Genomic DNA, 17,400 nt, shown 5'->3' with positions numbered 1-17,400 from the left:
ACAGTCACCGTTCATTAGCCTTACAGGGATAGATTACGCTCAGGCTCGTAACTGTCCATAGCCGGCTGCTCCAGGGAGGAATCCGGTGATTGAGGTACGGTGTTTCGTCGCCGGGACATGAATGTGTACATGGCCGGGATCACGTACAACGTGAGCATCAGGGAAAACAGAAGCCCGCCGATAATCACAATCCCCATCGACATGCGGCTCCTGCCGGCCGAACCCAGCGCCAGCGCGATGGGCAGCGCCCCCAGAATCGTGGCCAGGCTCGTCATCAGAATAGGCCGCAGCCGAAGCGTGGCTGCTTCCAGCGCAGCGGCCCGGACGCCCGCCCCTTCTTCCCGCAGTTGGTTGGCAAATTCCACAATCAGAATCCCGTTCTTAGTCACCAGGCCAATGAGCATGATGATGCCGATCTGCGAGAAAATATTCAGGGTCTGATTAAAATACCAGAGTGCAAACACGGCCCCGCCAATAGCCAGCGGCACCGTCATCATGATGATAAACGGATCGATGAAGCTCTCAAACTGGGCCGCCAGAATGAAGTAAACCAGCACCAGCGCCAGCAGAAAGGAGAACAGAGTATTGGACTGACTCTCAGCAAAATCCCGCGACGCGCCACTGAGGGCGGTCTGAATGGTGTCATCCTTCAACCGCTCCCGGATTTTGTCCATGGCCGTAATGCCTTCGCCAATGGTTTTGTCGGGGGCCAAAGCAGCCATGATCGTCCCGCTCATGTACCGGTTATAATGGAACAGCTGCGGGGGACTGCTCTGCTCCTCCAGGGTAACGATGTTATCCAGTTGCACCGCCTGCCCCTGGGCGTTCTTCACATACATGCCCGTCAGGTCCAGCGGCTCATTCCGGTCGGCCCGGTCAAACTGCCCGATCACCTGGTACTGGCGGCCGGTCTGGGTGAAATAGCCGAAACGCTGCCCGGCTAGGGCGAGTTGCACCGTCTGGGCCACATCGGCCACTGATACGCCCATGGATTTGGCCTTCTGACGGTCGATGCGCACATTCAGTTCCGGCTTATTGAACTTCAGGCTGGCGTCGACCGAGGCAAAGGTCGGATCTTTCTGGGCCTCTTCCAGAAATTTGGGCAGATAAGTCCGCAGTTTGGCAAAATCCGGTGCCTGAAGCACATATTGCACCGGCAGGCCGCCCCGCTGATCGACCGAGATAGTCTGCTGCTGAATCGCCACCGATTTGGCATCGGGCAATTGCCGAAGCAGTTTGGTGGTATAATCGGCCAGCGTCTGCTGGTCGTTGAGCCGTTCGGTTTTATCTTTTAAAATGACCCGTCCCGTACCCACATTCGGGCTACCGGCCCCAATGCGGTTGGGCGCCGTAACGAGCATGATGCCGTGGGTTTCGGGCAGGGAGTCGTTGAGCAGTTGCCCTACCTGAAGCATATACCCATCCATAGCTTCAAACGAGGTACCTTCCGGAGCGGTCATCGACAGGCGGAACCAGTTGCGGTCGTCGAGGGGTGCCAGTTCAGAAGGAATATCCCTGCCGAAAAACCAGATCATCCCCAGCGTCAGTCCGACGATTGGGAGCGCTACCCACCCGCGTTGCAGAAATGAGGCTAGACTGCGGTTGTAGGCTGTGGTCAGTTGCTCAAAATACGGTTCGGTCTTCCGGTAGAGCCAGCCCTGGTGGTGCGTTTTCCGGTTCAGGTACGCATTGAGCATCGGGGTGAGGGTCAGTGACACAAAGGCCGAAATCAGGACCGCCACCGAGATCACCACCCCAAACTCCCGGAACAGTTTACCCACAAAGCCCTCCATGAAAATAACGGGCAGAAACACGGCGGCCAGCGTTATGGAAGTAGAAAGTACCGCGAAAATAATCTCGTTGGCCCCTTTAATGGCGGCTTCGACGGGCTTCATGCCCTGTTCAATTTTCTTGAAGATGTTCTCGGTCACTACGATACCGTCATCTACCACCAGACCAGTCGCCATCACAATGGCCAGCAGCGTGAGCACATTGATGGAGTAATCCAGCAGGTACATGACGAAGAACGTACCGACCAGCGACACCGGAATATCGATCAGCGGGCGAACCGCCACAATCCAGTCGCGGAAGAAGATAAAAATGATGATGACGACGAGGCCAATGGCGATCAGCAGGGTTTCGGCCACTTCTTCTACCGACCGCTTGACAAACACGGTAGAATCAAACAGCACATCGATCGTGTACCCAGGCGGTAAGTCCCGCCGAATACCGACCAGGCGCTGGTTCACTTCGCGGGCGATGTCGAGGTGGTTGGAGCCCGGCTGTGGTACAATACCCAGTCCGATGAGCGGAATACCGTTCAGCCGCAGGTAGCTTTCTTCATTTTCCGGCCCCAGCTCGGCGCGCCCAATGTCGCTGAAGAGGACATTGTTGTCGCCGGCATTTTTGATGATCAGGGCGTTGAAGTCGGCCTCGGTTTCAAAGCGGCCCTGGGTTTTCACCGTCAGCTCCGTAGTAGCGCCGGTCAGTTTACCGCTGGGTAGTTCAACGCTTTCCCGGTCCAGCGCATTTTTTACATCCTGGGTGGTAACGCCATAAGCCGACATTTTGCCGGGGTCCATCCACAACCGCATGGCGTATTTTTTCTGCCCCATGATCGATACCTCACTGACCCCCTCGATGGTCTGGAGCCGTTGCGCCACCGCATTCTCAGCATATTCGCTGACCTCCAGATGCGGGTGGGTGGTGCTCTGGAGCAACAGGATCATGATCTGGTCGGAGTTGGCATCGGCCTTACTCACGATGGGCGGACCATCCAGGTCGGGGGGTAAGGTCCGCCCGGCACCCGCTACCTTATCCCGCACATCGTTGGCGGCCCGTTCCATATCGACATCCAGGCCGAACTCAACGGTTATCTCGCTGCGTCCCTGGCTGCTCTGCGAATTGATGGACTTAATGCCTTCGATGCTGTTGAGCTGCTTTTCGAGCGGTTCGGTAATCTGCGACTCAATGATGTCGGCGTTGGCACCGGCATAGTTGGTCCGGATCGAAATTACTGGAGGGTCGATGGAAGGAAACTCCCGGATACCGAGAAAGCGAAAGCCGAGGTAGCCGAACAGCAGAATGAGCAGGTTCATCACGATGGCCAGCACCGGACGCCGGATCGACAGGGTTGAAATACTCATGCTAGCGGAGTTGAGAAGATGAAGGTGTCTTTTTTACAGATACCGGAGAGCCGTTGCGCAGGGCCATTATGCTGGAAACAATGACCGAATCGCCAGCCGTGAGCCCTTCCGTAACCTGGACGTTCCGCTCCTGACGCAGCCCGATCTTAATAAACTGCTCCTGGGCCTTACCGGCCTTTACCAGGAAGACTTTCTTACCTTTTAGTTCGGGTATAACAGCCTGCGAGGGTACCAGAATTGATTCGTTGTTTCCGCTCAGCCGAACGTGAACGCGGACGAACATACCGGGAACGAGCCGGCCCGCATGATTGGGAGCAATAGCCCTGATTTTTAAGGTGCGAAGCGTGGGGTCGACCAGCGGACTGATGGCTGCTATCCGGGCCGATACCGACTCACTACCCTCGGTGCTTAGTTGCAGGAGGGTTCCGACCCGCAGGTAATGCGCGTATTTCTCGGGAATGGAAAAGTCAATTTTAACGGGGTTGGTCTGCACCAGGGTCGCCACCAGCGTACCGGGCATCAAAAAAGCACCTTCACTGACCTGACGCAGCCCGATTTTGCCGCTGAACGGAGCCCTGATCTCGGTTTTTTCCAGTTGCGCCCGCAAGAGTTCCTTATCGGCCCCGATCGTGAGCGTATTGTTCGCCACAATGGCGAATTCTTCCTTGCTGACGCCCTCCACGGCCAGTAGTTGTCGCTGCCGCGTCTCTACTTCTTTAGCCCGCTGTTCCTGAAGGTCCAGCTTGAGCAGTTGGGCTTTGAGTTCCTTATCGTTGATTCTGGCAATCAGCTCGCCTTTGGCCACGGACTTGCCTTCTTTGCCAATCAGGTAGTTGAGCCGGCCCGATAATTCGGCCTTCAACTCGACGCTTTCATTGGGCAGGACGGTACCCGGTATGGTAATAAAATTCTCAACCGACTCTTTATGGACCAGCAACACATCCACCTTGACGGGCGGCTTATCACCCGATTTCGACTCCTTCTTTTTTGCCTCTTCCGGTCCCAGAATCAGTTTGCCTTTCGACTCTCCGGAAGCTTTGGGTAGAAGAAATAGTTTGCCAATTATCAGCGCTCCGCCCACAATCAGTATAAGTAATAATGCCCGCATGCAATATGACCTGGTAAGTAATCCAACAGTTCTAAAATTAAGTTAATCATTTTATCTACTCTTTCCGCACTGCCTGCGTTACCGAAGGGAACGCAGGGTGGGCAGCATCATTCACGGAAATCGCCGGACGGTTCAGACGGGCAGCGCAACGCCTTACTCCTACCCTGCAGCCCACCCGTATGGATAGCCACAACGGTAGCCCCGTCAGGAAAGTAACCCCGACGGGCTAAATCCAGAATTCCGTAAAGCATTTTGCCGGTATAGACCTGTTCAATCAGAACTCCGGTTTGCTGTTCAAAGTCCAGGATGAAAGCAATCAATTCGGGGGTAGTTTTGGCGTAACCACCAAAGTGGTAATCGGTGAGTAGCCGGAATGGCTTCGCCAAGTCCGCTGCGTTAAGTAATTTTTGCACATCATCCGTTAAAAAGCCCCCCCCCTTCAGCGCCGAAAAGCCGAGTACCTGCGTCGGTTCCGATGCGCCGGCAGCCAGTCCGGCCAGCGTGCCGCCGGTACCGACCGGACAGCATACGTAATCGGGTACCCGGCCCAGCTGCTGCTCAATTTCGGAGATAACCTCCGCTACACCCTGCACCGCCAGGTGGTTGCTGCCGCCCTCGGGCAGGCAATAAAAGCGCCCAAACTGGCTGGCTAATTGAGTTATAAACTCGGACAGGTCTTTCCGGCGGTAATCGGCGCGGCTGACGAAATGGAGGTGCATCCCGCACGACCGGGCAAACGCCAGCGTTGGACTATCGCGCTCCCGGTGGTCTTCGCCCCGGACAATGCCGATGGTGCTGAACCCGGCGAGCTGACCGGCTGCGGCCGTGGCAAACAGATGGTTGGAGTACGCCCCACCGAAGGTCAGCAGGGTATCGTGCTGCTGTTGCCGGGCAGCTATGAGGTTGTATTTCAGCTTGCGCCACTTGTTACCCGACACCTGCGGATGCAGCAGATCATCGCGCTTCAGGTACAGCCGGATAGTGGCCGGCCCGGATAATTGTTGCAGCGGTGATTCTCGTTCGGGTAGCATTGGTTAATTTTGTGCCAGACCATGCAAGATATCTTAGAACTACCAGACGAAGAAGAATTATACGAACACCACCGGATTGTGGTCGATAAAGGGCAGGGCCTGCTCCGCGTCGACCGCTACCTGATGGACCGTATCCAGAACGCCACGCGCACTAAAATCCAGGCGGCCATCGATACCGAATCGGTGAAGGTAAACGACCGTCCCACCAAGGCCAGTTACAAAGTGAAGCCGCTGGATGTGATCACGGTCTCCCTGCCGCATCCACCGCGCGAAACCGATATTACCCCCGAAAATATCCCGCTCAATATCGTCTTTGAAGACGCCGACCTGCTGGTGCTGAACAAGCCGCCGGGTATGGTGGTGCATCCGGCCCACGGCAACTGGAGCGGTACGGTGGTGAATGCGCTGGTGTACCATTTTCAGCACCTGCCCACCTCCCAAAACGGAGTAGCCCGGCCGGGGCTGGTCCACCGCATCGACAAAGATACCTCCGGACTGATGGTGATCGCCAAAACAGAATACGCCATGACACACCTGGCCCGGCAGTTTTTCGAGCACACCATCGAACGCACGTATAACGCGCTGGTATGGGGTATCCCCAACCCGGCGGCCGGCACCATTACGGGCCACGTTGGCCGCAGCATCAAAGACCGGCGCGTGATGGCGGTCTACCCCGATGGAAGCCAGGGTAAACACGCCGTTACGCACTTTAAAACCCTGGAGACGCTTCAGTATGTATCGCTGGTCCAGTGCAATCTCGAAACGGGACGCACCCACCAGATCCGGGCGCACCTGAAGCACATCGGCCACCCGCTGTTCAACGACGCCACGTATGGGGGCGACCGTATCCTGCGCGGCAACCCCAACGGCAGCTTCAGGGCGTTCGTCGATAATGCCTTCGCCCTGCTGCCCCGGCAGGCGCTGCACGCCAAATCGCTGGGGTTTGAGCACCCCCGAACCAAAGAATGGATGCAGTTTGATTCTGACCTGCCCGACGACTTTAACGCTGCGCTGACCAAATGGCAGAAGTTGCACAACGGCTAATCATTTCCGATGTCCAGGTTATCAATCAGGCACTATTTTGTAATTTCGCGCTCTAATTTTCCACCGCATGATTACGATTCGTCCCGGCACGCGTGCCGATGTTCCGCAGGTTTTTGAGCTGGTCATGGAACTGGCTATCTACGAAAAGGCTCCCCACGAAGTAACGAATACCCCCGAACAGATGGCCGAAGACGGCTTTGGTCCCAATCCGCTGTTTGGTTTGCTGGTTGCGGAAGATACCGATACGGACCGTTTGATAGGAATATCCCTGTATTATTTTCGTTATTCTACCTGGAAGGGTAAACGGCTGTACCTGGAAGACATCATTGTGACGGAGCGCTACCGGGGCCGGAACATTGGCCGTCAGCTCTTTGACGCCACTATTGAAGCAGCCAAACAGACCGGTTGTACGGGTATGATGTGGCAGGTGCTCGACTGGAACGAGCCCGCTATCGGCTTCTACCGGCAGTTTGGTACCCGCTTTGATAGCGAGTGGACCAACTGTCACCTCGATTTTTAGGTTATAACCGGTAAAAACATTCCGGCCCCAAAAGCCGTATCTTTAGTGTAAGTGAATAGTAAACAGAATGCTTGAAAAAAGACGGAAGGCGCTCAAAATTACCATCTGGACGCTGATTGCTTTATTTGTACTGGGAAGCGTCGGTGCAGGCGTCGCCTATTCAAAACGGGAAAGACTGCTCCAGGCCGGCCTGGAACGCGGTATCCGGAAAGCCAAACGGGATTATAACCTGGATGTCCGGATTGGGCTGGCTCATTTTTCCAATCCGACCACGGTTGCATTCAATGATATTTCGGTGGTACCCGCCGGTCGGGACAGCCTGCTGCGTATCGACCGGGCCGAAATCAGCGTCAGGTTCTGGCCGCTGCTGATCGGCAACATCCGGCTGGCTGATCTGAAGCTGGAAAATGGGATGGTGCAGGTCGTTAAACGCGATTCGCTGACCAATATCGATTTCCTGCTGAAGCGCAGCCGGGATACGACCAATGCCGATAAAAAACGGGCCGATCTGAGCAAAGTAGCGGAAAATCTGGTCGATAATGTCCTGTCCAAAATTCCCGACGATTTCGATGTGCGGAACCTGGACCTGCGGTTTATCGATGATGAACACCGCGTGAGCCTGCTCACCATTGCCGCCACCATTGACGATGAAATTGTCAACTCGATGCTGAAGCTGAACGGCAGCGAAGCCACCTGGCACGTAACCGGCCGGGCGAACCCTGACGAACGGCAGTATAACCTGGCTCTTTATGCCGACGGTCAGCCGCTGGAATTAAGTTATCTGCAAAATAAATTCAACATTAAGCTCCAGGCCGACACCGTTCGCGCCGAACTCAACGAGTCGGGCCGTTCGGGTGGCGTCTTCCGGATGAAGGGGTCGGGTTCGGTCCGGAACATGCGGGTCAATCACCCGGCCATTGCCCGCCATGATGTGCTGGTTGAGCGGGCAGCCATGGATGCCAATCTGTTCGTGGGCGAAAACTACGTGGGCGTCGATAGCTCCTCTACGGTGTATCTGGGTGAGGTGAGCGCCCGGCCGTTTGTCAAGTACACTCTGTCGCCGGATAAGATTTATGACCTACAGCTCCATACCGACATGGTCGACGCCCAGGCGCTTTTCAACGCCTTTCCGCAGGGGTTATTCGAATCGCTGGAGGGCATGAAAGTAGCCGGCAAACTAAAGTATGACCTGGCGCTGCACCTGGACACGTCGCAGCCTGATTCGGTGAAGTTCGACTCCGGACTCCAGCAGGATAACTTTCGGATCCTGCAAATGGGTAAAACGGATTTTACGATGATCAACCGGCCGTTTGACCATACCCCGTATGAAAACGGACAACCCGTGCGCACCTTCCGGGTAGGCCCCGAAAACCCGGATTTTACGCCGTTACAGGATATTTCGCCCAATATGCGCAACGCCCTGCTTACGTCGGAAGATTATACGTTCTTCACCCACAAGGGCTTCAATGAAAAAGCATTCCGGGTATCAATCGCGACAAACTACAAAGCGAAGTCGTTCAAGCGGGGTGCCAGTACCGTTTCTATGCAATTGGTCAAGAACGTCTTCCTGAGCCGACAGAAAACGATGGCGCGCAAAGTAGAGGAGATTCTGATTGTCTGGCTGATCGAAAACGAGCGGCTGGTTTCGAAAGAGCGGATGTATGAGGTTTACCTGAACATCATCGAGTGGGGCCGCAATATCTACGGCATCGGCGAAGCGGCCCGGTTCTATTTCGCCAAGCATCCGTCCGAGCTCACCCTCGGCGAGAGCATCTTCCTGGCGTTTGTGGTGCCCCGGCCCAAAGCCGCGCTCAACCATTTCAACCCGGATGGTACCCTACGCTCTTATGTGCGCGGCTACCACCGGCTCATCGGCAAGATTATGGCCCGGCGGGGTATGGCCCAGCCGGATACCAATGCCTACGGATTTTACACCGTCCAGCTCCGCGAGGGGCTGCGCCAGCAAGTCGAACCATCGGATTCGCTTCAGATCGAAGACATGATGAATAACGACGAACCGACGGATGGCGGTGGTTTGCTCGATGCCTTCCGGAACCTGTTCCGGGGCGACAAAAAAACCGAGCGGGAAGAGACCCTTCAGGTAGAATCAGAAACGACCAATCAGCCGGCGGCAACCGATACTGTTAAAACCCGGAAGCAGCTACGCCAGGAACGCCGGGAGCAACGACGCCGGGAACGGGAAGAACGCAAGCGTCAGGGCGACGGCGGATTGTTTTAGTGGGCAGTTCGCAGTTGGCAGTAGACAAATAGCAGTTAATGAGCGAGGCCGCACGGATGGGTGCGGCCTCGCTCGTTTGTTTGCAAACCGTTTCCAGTCTGCCTACTGCCAACTGAGAACTACCTACTGAGAACTCCTCCCGACGATTCCGTACGATTGGCCCGAAGCGGTAGCGTTTGCCTGGATAAAGGCAGCCAGGTCATTGGTCAGCTTTTCTTTGTGGGTGAAGAACAAGCCGTGGGGCGCCCCCTCATACACGACGATTTGCGCGTTGGGAATAGCCTGGTGGGTCCGCTGCCCGGAAATCTCAAACGGAACGATCTGGTCGGCATCGCCGTGGATCACCAGGGCCGGTACACTGATGGTCGTCAGATCCTGCCGGAAGTCGGTTTCCGAAAAGGACCGGACGCATTCAATCGTTGCTTTGGGCGAAGCCAGCATCGCCAGCATCTGGTAATACTGCAGCGCTGAGTCGCTGACGGGGTGACTGATAAAGTTTACCCCAAAAAAATTCCGGCCGAAGCCGTGCAGGAAATCGGCCCGGTCTTTTTTGATGCCTTCGATCATTTCATCGAACACCCCCCGCTCAATACCGTCGGCATGGGAGTCAGACTTCAGCATCACCGGCGTCACGGCACCGATAAACACCACACTCCTGACACGGGCACCCCGGTGGCGGCTCATGTACCGCGCTATCTCGCCCCCACCCATCGAAAAGCCGACCAGGGTTACATCCTGCAGGTCAAGCCCGTCAAGTAGCGCCTTTAGGTCATCGGCCAGCGTGTCATAATCGTAGCCTTCCCAGGGTTTGCTCGACTTGCCAAAGCCCCGGCGGTCATAAGCAACGCAGCGGATGTCGTGTTTTGGCAGCTCGGTCATCTGGTATTCAAACATTTCGTGACTCAGCGGCCAGCCGTGGATCAGAACGACGGTTGAATGGGCGTTCCCGGGGCCCCAGTCCTGGTAGTACAAATTAACGGGTTGTCCATTGGCGCTCTGGCCGGCATGAATGTAGCTCATAGAGGATGAGGAGTTAAGTGAAGCAACAATACGCCTAAGGATAACCAGATTTACCCCGAATGGTTGCTCCACCAGCAACGGCTTCTCCAGCAGGCTATCCGCCCATTGCCTTACTCATGGTTTACTGTTCTTAAGGCGTTTGGCCACGGCACTGCCCACCCGCCATTCTGCTGGCCGAAGCAGGGACCGGCGATTGTCAGCGCCAGTAAGGGTAATACACTGCCGCAGGTAAACCTTTTCTGCCTTTTACGAACTCGCTCCGGTCAACGGAGCGAAAGCTGATTAATTTTCAGGTACTGGCGGCAGTAACAACAAAAGAAGCACACCATGGCTTACATCGATCAGGTAATCGCTAACCCCAAAACCGGACAGTCCATCCGGTTCATCCAGACCAGCCGCGACACCCGCGGCCGGTTGCTGGAAATGGAATCGACTTACAATCCGCACTCCACCGAGCCGGTCGCGCACTACCATCCTCAGCAGGATGAAGCGTTTACCGTGCTCGCCGGGGCACTAACGGTCCGCATCAACGGCACACTAACGGCGCTGAAGGCCGGTGATACGCTGCACATTCCTAAAAATACCATCCATTCGATGTGGAACAATGGCGACCAGCCGGCAGTGGTCAACTGGCAGGTGCGGCCGGCGCTGAACACCGAGTTTCTGCTCGAAAGCGGCATGCGGCTCGCCAGTGACGGTAAAACCAAAGCCGACGGCACTCCTCCCCTGCTCCAGGCGGTTGTGCTGGTCCATCAGTTCCGGAACGAGTACCGGCTGGCCAAACCACCGTACGCGGTTCAGCGGCTGCTGTTTCCCATCCTGGCGGCTATCGGCCGGCTGTTGGGATATCGGGCAACGTACGAAAAATACAACCAGGAACAGCCTGGGGTAATGAAGGTACTTGAGTGACTTTATACTATCTTGCTATCCATTTTTTGGCCTTCATTACTGGTCTAAATCACCACCGGCTGGCACTGAGCCAGTTGCCTGAACATTGATAGCATTACCCCATGGGACGCTCAACCGTACACTACGCCGACAACAAAACTAATAACGCCTTAAAACGACTTCATAATAAATTACGCCCGGCCGGAACCCCCGTGCAACGGGTCGAGTACATTATTGAATTGCTGCTGCTCCGGATTTTTGAAACCAAAATCAAACAGGATGAGGAGTTTAAGCCGCTGCGTAAGCTGTTTTCGCCGGAGTATAAGTGGCGCAACCCAAAGACCGGAAAAGAAGAAACTAACGAAAACCGCCTGTTTTCGTACCTGGCTACGGTATCCAACGACCAGATTCTGGCCGAACTGAACAACAATTTCTTCCCCTTCTACGAGAACCTGCTGCAAAGCGCCCGTCAGGTTTACGAAGGCAACCTGCCCCAGAAAGTGCAGGACCAATTGGTATTGATTGAAGAGGTATTTGGTAACTCCAACTTCACTAACAACGTCAATAGCGGCAACCTTGGCGAGGTCATCAGCATCGTTACCAACGATATCGAAGACGAACGGCTGCTGAAAACCGATTTGCTCGGCGATGCTATCGAATCGTCCTTAAGCGAAACGGGCGGAACCAAAGATATTGGTCTGTTCCGGACGCCCGACCACATCCGACAGTTTATGACGGCACTGGTCGAGCCAGGTATCGATGACTTTGTGTTTGACCCGGCCTGCGGTACGGGTGGTTTTCTGTTCGATGCCTTTGAGTTTGTAATGCGCCGGATTGACCCCGACCAAACCTGGCCGGGCGAAAAAACGCATAAGGAGTTGCAGCAGTGGTTCGACCAGTACTTCACCTACAATCAGCTCGATTTTCCTAGCATTGAGCAGAGTACACAATTTTACCGCTCCGGGGTGGCGGGTATCGAGTACCTGGGCATGATTCGGAAGATGGCCGCCATCAACTTCTACATCCGGGGTCTGAACCCGGCCAACATCGAGCAGGGCGACAGCCTGGCCAAATACAGCCCGGTAACCGATGCCGAAAGCAAAACGGTGATACTGGCCAATCCGCCCTTCGGGGCCGAACGCGACCAGGAAGCCTACCCGGACGTGTGGCCCGAGTACGCCAAAGAATCAGAAACTACCATTCTGTTTGTGAAACTGATGGTGGAACTACTCAAAAAAGGCGGGCGAGCCGCCGTGGTGGTATCCGAAGGTTTCCATACCTGGGATCAGTTCAGCGCCAAAGCCCTGCGCAAACTGCTGCTGGACGAAAACCAGCTCAAAGCGGTTATCTCGCTGCCGCAGGGCTTGTTTGTGAGCAAAAGCGGGCAAGGCCCCAAAACCTCTATCCTGCTATTTGAGAAAGGTGGCGCTACCGATTGGGTCTGGTTTTACAAGGTAACCAACGACGGCTACACCATGGGTACCAACCGCAAAGAGCAGCCCGGCTGCCAGTTGGTGGAGTGCCTGACCCTCTACCACGAGTATGTGAAGCATGGCAAGCAGCCGCCCGAAACCAAACACCAGTTCTGCATACCAGCCGAGTGGATAAAAACGCTGGACCCGCGCATTAAAGACAAAATCCGGCAGGAAACCCGCACCGAACTGGCCGCAAAAGGTACCATCGAACGCGCTAAAAAAGAAGCCGAATACGACCGGAAAATAAAAGCTTGCAAGTTATCCGAACTGGAGAAGTCGATTCAGTTGAAGCAGTTTGACCAGATACTGGAAAACAAAATTCAGAACGAAATTGCCAAACGGATTGATAAGGCGCATCTGTATTCCTTTAACCTGAGCAACTACAAAAGCAACCTCAGCGAAAATCAGGTGCAGGATTGGCGAACAGCGCTGGAAGCTATACAGCCCAACGGCGTAGCCACGGTAGAAGAAGCCTACAAAAAGCTGAAAAGCGCCACGCCCGACAAAGCCGCGACGTACATTGCCCGGCTGAACCCGACAAACGCGCTCGAATCCGATATTGTCCGCGAGTACGTCAGTAATCTGGATGCAAACGTGGTAGCCGAACACCAGGAGCTTTACACGCTGAGGGAATTGCTGAAAAGCGGAGCCAGTTACCCCAAGGTAAAATTAGGAGCCCTGATTACGCTCCAGAGAGGTTCCATAACCGTTGAGGAGGAAAGCCTGTATAAACGAGTTACGTGCAAGCTCAATGGGCAGGGCGTTTTTCTAAGAGATAAGGTTTTAGGACAAGATGTTAAAACCAAACAACAACAGGTTTTAAAGAAAAATCAGCTTTTAGTGGCCGAAATAGACGCCAAATTTGGCGGTTATGGCATTGTTCCTGAGGCTTGTGAGGGAGCTATTGTCAGTTCCCATTACTACATCTACAATATTAACCAGGCAGAGTTATTGCCTGAGTTTTTAGGCGCACTATTGCAAAGCCCTCAGGTTCTTGAGCAGGTAAAAACATTTGTAAAAGGAACGACCAGCTATGCCGCCATTCGGTCAGGCGATTTCCTTGAAATTGACATTCCGCTACCTAATCTGGATGAGCAAGCAGAAATTGTTGCTCAGATTGACAAACAAAAAGCACTGATTGAGGGAGCAGAGAAGGTGTTGGATAATTGGGAGATTACGGAAGTTTCTTTTACCCGTGATGATACCCAGTTTCGGAATTTACAAATAGATAATTTCGCAATCGTTGGTACTGGCTCAACACCATCAAGAGAGGATAATGCCTACTTTTCAGGTGACATAAATTGGGTACTTACATCAGAGGTAGCAATGAATGAAATTGTTGAAACTTCGGAGAAGCTATCTGAAAAGGCAATTACTGACTATGCGCTAAAGATATATCCAGAGAACACCATTTTGGTTGCTATGTACGGCCAAGGTAAAACGAGAGGACAAAGCTCGCTGTTAAAAGTGCCTGCTGCCATCACTCAGAATTGCGCTGGTATAATCGTTAATGAAGAAATAGCCCTACCAAAGTATGTTTGGTATTACCTAATGTCAATTTACGAGAAAATTAGAGGGCAGGATTACTCAGGTGGCGGTGTACCTCATCTGAATTTAAAAATAGTTAAATCAATAAGAGTCCCGCTGCCAGACCTCGAAACCCAACATCAAATCGTAGCTGAATTAGACGCACAAATACAGGTACTGGATGGGTTACGAAAGATGAAGGCAGCCGCCGAAACAAAAATAGAAAGCCTGTTGTCCACGGTCTGGGGCGTTGTCCACGGTCTGGGGCGTTGCCCCCGCACCAGCCCCTGCCCTACTTGACGCATGAACGAACCTGAGTACCCACCGTTGCTCACGGACGGCTTTCAGTACATCACTGTAACGGATATAGACCGACTTATGGTAAAACCGTTCAGACAAGCCCGTCGGTACGAAATTGCCGAAGGGTTAAAACTTCTTATAGAAGAAATAAGCCAGTTGGGCTTGTCAGGCGAAGTCTGGGTTGACGGGAGCTTTGCCACCCGCAAGCCGATCCCCAATGATGTGGATGTCGTCTTTTTATTCGACAGAGATGCGGTTGAATCCCTCGAGGGTTCCAACGCGTTAAGGTTCAGAAAACTCTTGTTAAATCGTCAGGTTACATTATTACATTATCACGTTGATGTTTATTTTATTGACAAGAACAATCAGTTGGACAGAGCAAAGTGGCAACGCGTGTTTGGAATGAATCGCACTAAAACAGAAACCAAAGGGATATTCGTTATCCAATTCTAACGTTACTCTATGTCGGCCATTGAGAAAACACAGGAGTTGTTACAAGATGCAGAAGCCATGCTGAACCGCTACCGTGCTGAACTCGACGGAAAGCCTAACAGCCTGTTTTTGGAAGGCATGGTCAAGAACACGCAAGAGTGGATCGAACAATTGCAAAATGACCTCGCCCGCGAAAAAAAAAAGCCGAAGAAACCCCTTGTTAACGAAGCCACGTCTACTGACATAACGGTCATTAACCAGTTGCAGGCCTTAGGCTGGAAAGCGGGTGATACGCTGTTGTATCAGCAGGAGTACAAACTTACGCCGGAGCAGCAGGCGCAGTATCCGGGCTATAAGTCCATCAAACCCGACATTGTCTTACAGGACCTGAACGGCGACATCGTTGCCGTTATCGAAAACAAACTCACCGACGAACGGAAGGCCCTGCAAAAGCTCCGGATGGTTTATTCGGCCATTCTAAAGCCCCGCTTCCTGTACGCGTGCAGCGCCGAACGCATCCTGTTTTACGACAACGCCTGGCGCGGGCTGGAGGCCGGGGAATTCCGGCAGGTAACGTCATTTATGCGACTGGAAGAGATGAAGCTCAAAATTGAGCAGCAGCGCAAAATCGCTTCCAACCGCGAGATTGTAGTGGATACTACCATCGCCGGCGGCTACGACCCGTCCGTTGGTAAGGACCGATATTATCAACTGCAATGTATTTATACGCTGGTCGAACAATACAAAGCTGGCAAGCAAAAGATGCTGGTCCACATGGCTACCGGTCTCGGCAAAACCCGTACCGCCGTAGCCCTGGTCAAAACCCTGTTGAGTCACGGCCTGGCCAAGCGCATACTGTTTGTGGTCGACCGCCGGATGCTGGCCAAGCAGGCCGTCGACAAAGGCTTCGCCCTCATCAGCAAAGAATACCCATCGAGTTGGATTACCACGTCCAATTTTAAAACCCGGAAACACGCCAACATCCATGTAGTGGTCATTGACACGCTGGAGATGATTTACAGCGACATTCCGTCTACGTTTTACGACCTGATTATGGTGGACGAATGCCACCGCAGCATCAACGTCAGCCGCAAGCTGATTTTCGATCATTTTCTGTGCCCCCGCATCGGCCTCACCGCTACCCCCCGTTTAGCCGTGGCCAAAGAAGGCAGCGAGGTACCGGAAGAAGACCTCGCAATTCTGGACACTTATCGGCTGTTCGGCTGCGAAACCGGCGAGCCCGACTTCCGCTTCGATATGGAGCGGGGCATCCGGGAAGGGTTTCTTGCTCCTTACAAACCAGTTGAACTGTTGTCATCGCTTATCCAGGAAGCCGAAGAAAGCGGCATTGAATTCGACCACGTACTCGACCCGGCAGACAAATACCGGATTGACCTGGGTGCCGAAAAAAAGCTGAAGCTGGAACAACTCAACCGCAAGTTTATCTCCGAAGAAAACTGTCTGCGAATTGCCGAAGAACTGAAGAAGAATACCCAGTGGGGCGAAAAAGTCATCCTGTTCGGCGTCAGTCAGGCCCACTGCATCGAACTGGCCAAAGCTATCAACAAAGTCTTTGAAAACGACTACTCCGAAAAACCCTACTACGCCGAAACCATTATTTCGGAGAACAACGAACTGAACGAAACGCTGAAAGCGTGGTTTGAGAAGCCCTACCAGAAGCCTTACATCGCCGTCTCGGTCGATATTATGAGTACGGGTGTCGATATACCCTGTATCCGTTATGTATCGTTTGCTGCGCTGACCAAATCCGTCGGCCGCTACATACAGATGCTGGGCCGGGGCACCCGCATCGACCCCAAATCGGGTAAGTTCAGCTTCACCGTACTGGATTTTGTCGGGCTGTGCCGTCGCATGGACGATAACGGCTTCGGTACGCTGAAAGAAAACACAAAGATTGTAAAACCCCAGGGCGAGAGTGGCCGGAAGGCATCGGGCAGAACCACCCCGCTGGAAGGTGATTATTACCTGATTGACAACCCCGACCCGGCGCACCTGATTCAGCGGGTAGAGATTCACGGCGACGCCATTCACATCATCGATAACATCCCGATTGAACAAGCCCGGAGGCTGTTTGAAGAAGAGATTCAGAAAACCGACAACCCCGTGGTAGCCGAACTGCGGCAAAAAGCCCAGATTGAGGAGTATCAGCCCACAGAAGAAGAGATAGACAGATTTTTGGACTGGCTAAGCAAGCCCAATGTCTTTCTGGACGAAGGGCACCTTCAAAAAATGTACGATTATCCAGAAGGCTCGGCCTGGGATTTCCTGCTCCATGCCTTAGGTAAAAAGAGTATACCCACCCCCAAAGAACGTATCGAGAAGAACTATCTGGCGTATTTGCACACGTACGACTTTTCTGACGAGCAAATTGTAGTTCTTCGGAAAATAAAAGACCTGTTTGCTTCGAATATCACCTTGAAACGGGACATTGAGGTAAAAGACATCTTCGGTAACCCAATTTACGAGCGTCTTATTGGTTCGTACGAGAAGGTGAATACTAAGTTTGATGGTGATTTCAACAAGGTGTTGGTGGACCTGAAAAATACGCTTGGGCAAAAGCGGCCGGATGCCGCATAACCAGAATACTCTCCCTTTTACCATCTAATGCAGTAACTGTTCACCGTAGAAACACAATAAGTAAATCTTTAC

General features: G+C 53.5%; 11 protein-coding genes. 7 read left to right on the top strand and 4 right to left on the bottom strand.

Going from position 1 to position 17,400, the window contains the following annotated elements:
- Positions 1 to 20: 20 nt before the first annotated feature.
- The 3 genes from ABD949_RS23330 to ABD949_RS23320 all read right to left on the bottom strand — a co-directional run bounded on the left by ABD949_RS23330 (position 21) and on the right by ABD949_RS23320 (position 5,285).
- Positions 21 to 3,146, bottom strand: a complete 3,126-nt coding sequence (locus tag ABD949_RS23330; RefSeq protein WP_345247504.1) for an efflux RND transporter permease subunit — start codon at positions 3,144 to 3,146, stop codon at positions 21 to 23.
- A 1-nt stretch (position 3,147) separates the two neighbouring features.
- Complete coding sequence (locus ABD949_RS23325) at positions 3,148 to 4,254, bottom strand: efflux RND transporter periplasmic adaptor subunit (RefSeq protein WP_345247502.1); 1,107 nt, start codon at positions 4,252 to 4,254, stop codon at positions 3,148 to 3,150.
- A 107-nt stretch (positions 4,255 to 4,361) separates the two neighbouring features.
- Positions 4,362 to 5,285, bottom strand: coding sequence for a 1-aminocyclopropane-1-carboxylate deaminase/D-cysteine desulfhydrase (locus tag ABD949_RS23320; RefSeq protein WP_345247500.1), 924 nt, complete (start codon positions 5,283 to 5,285; stop codon positions 4,362 to 4,364).
- A gap of 21 nt (positions 5,286 to 5,306) precedes the next feature.
- Here ABD949_RS23320 and ABD949_RS23315 point away from each other — a divergent pair, with 21 nt between their 5' ends.
- The 3 genes from ABD949_RS23315 to ABD949_RS23305 all read left to right on the top strand — a co-directional run bounded on the left by ABD949_RS23315 (position 5,307) and on the right by ABD949_RS23305 (position 9,088).
- Positions 5,307 to 6,329, top strand: coding sequence for an RluA family pseudouridine synthase (locus ABD949_RS23315; protein WP_345247497.1), 1,023 nt, complete (start codon positions 5,307 to 5,309; stop codon positions 6,327 to 6,329).
- A 67-nt stretch (positions 6,330 to 6,396) separates the two neighbouring features.
- The gene (locus tag ABD949_RS23310; protein WP_345247495.1) at positions 6,397 to 6,849 is read left to right on the top strand and encodes a GNAT family N-acetyltransferase; all 453 of its coding nucleotides are present in this window, start codon (positions 6,397 to 6,399) and stop codon (positions 6,847 to 6,849) included.
- 67 nt (positions 6,850 to 6,916) lie between these two features.
- Complete coding sequence (locus ABD949_RS23305; RefSeq protein WP_345247493.1) at positions 6,917 to 9,088, top strand: transglycosylase domain-containing protein; 2,172 nt, start codon at positions 6,917 to 6,919, stop codon at positions 9,086 to 9,088.
- Between the two features lie 123 nt (positions 9,089 to 9,211).
- Here ABD949_RS23305 and ABD949_RS23300 read toward each other — a convergent pair whose 3' ends face one another.
- A complete protein-coding gene (locus tag ABD949_RS23300; protein ID WP_345247491.1) occupies positions 9,212 to 10,108 on the bottom strand; it encodes an alpha/beta fold hydrolase in 897 nt (298 codons plus the stop codon).
- 327 nt (positions 10,109 to 10,435) lie between these two features.
- On the opposite strand from ABD949_RS23300, the gene ABD949_RS23295 reads away from it, so the two are divergent.
- From ABD949_RS23295 to ABD949_RS23280, 4 genes are all read left to right on the top strand, one after another.
- Positions 10,436 to 11,017: a cupin domain-containing protein gene (locus ABD949_RS23295; protein WP_345247489.1), complete on the top strand. Its 582-nt coding sequence runs from the start codon at positions 10,436 to 10,438 to the stop codon at positions 11,015 to 11,017.
- A 101-nt stretch (positions 11,018 to 11,118) separates the two neighbouring features.
- The gene (locus ABD949_RS23290; RefSeq protein WP_345247487.1) at positions 11,119 to 14,298 is read left to right on the top strand and encodes an N-6 DNA methylase; all 3,180 of its coding nucleotides are present in this window, start codon (positions 11,119 to 11,121) and stop codon (positions 14,296 to 14,298) included.
- 3 nt (positions 14,299 to 14,301) lie between these two features.
- Positions 14,302 to 14,751 carry a DUF6932 family protein gene (locus tag ABD949_RS23285; protein WP_345247485.1) on the top strand — a complete coding sequence of 150 codons (450 nt, stop codon included), beginning with the start codon at positions 14,302 to 14,304 and terminating at the stop codon, positions 14,749 to 14,751.
- A gap of 9 nt (positions 14,752 to 14,760) precedes the next feature.
- A complete protein-coding gene (locus tag ABD949_RS23280; RefSeq protein ID WP_345247483.1) occupies positions 14,761 to 17,328 on the top strand; it encodes a DEAD/DEAH box helicase family protein in 2,568 nt (855 codons plus the stop codon).
- The last annotated feature ends 72 nt before the right edge of the window (positions 17,329 to 17,400 follow it).

It is taken from the genome of Nibrella saemangeumensis, assembly GCF_039541915.1.
In the GTDB taxonomy this organism is placed as follows: Bacteria; Bacteroidota; Bacteroidia; order Cytophagales; family Spirosomataceae; genus Nibrella; species Nibrella saemangeumensis.
Note: the sequence above shows the minus strand (reverse complement) of the source record. Positions and strands in the feature narration are given on the sequence as shown.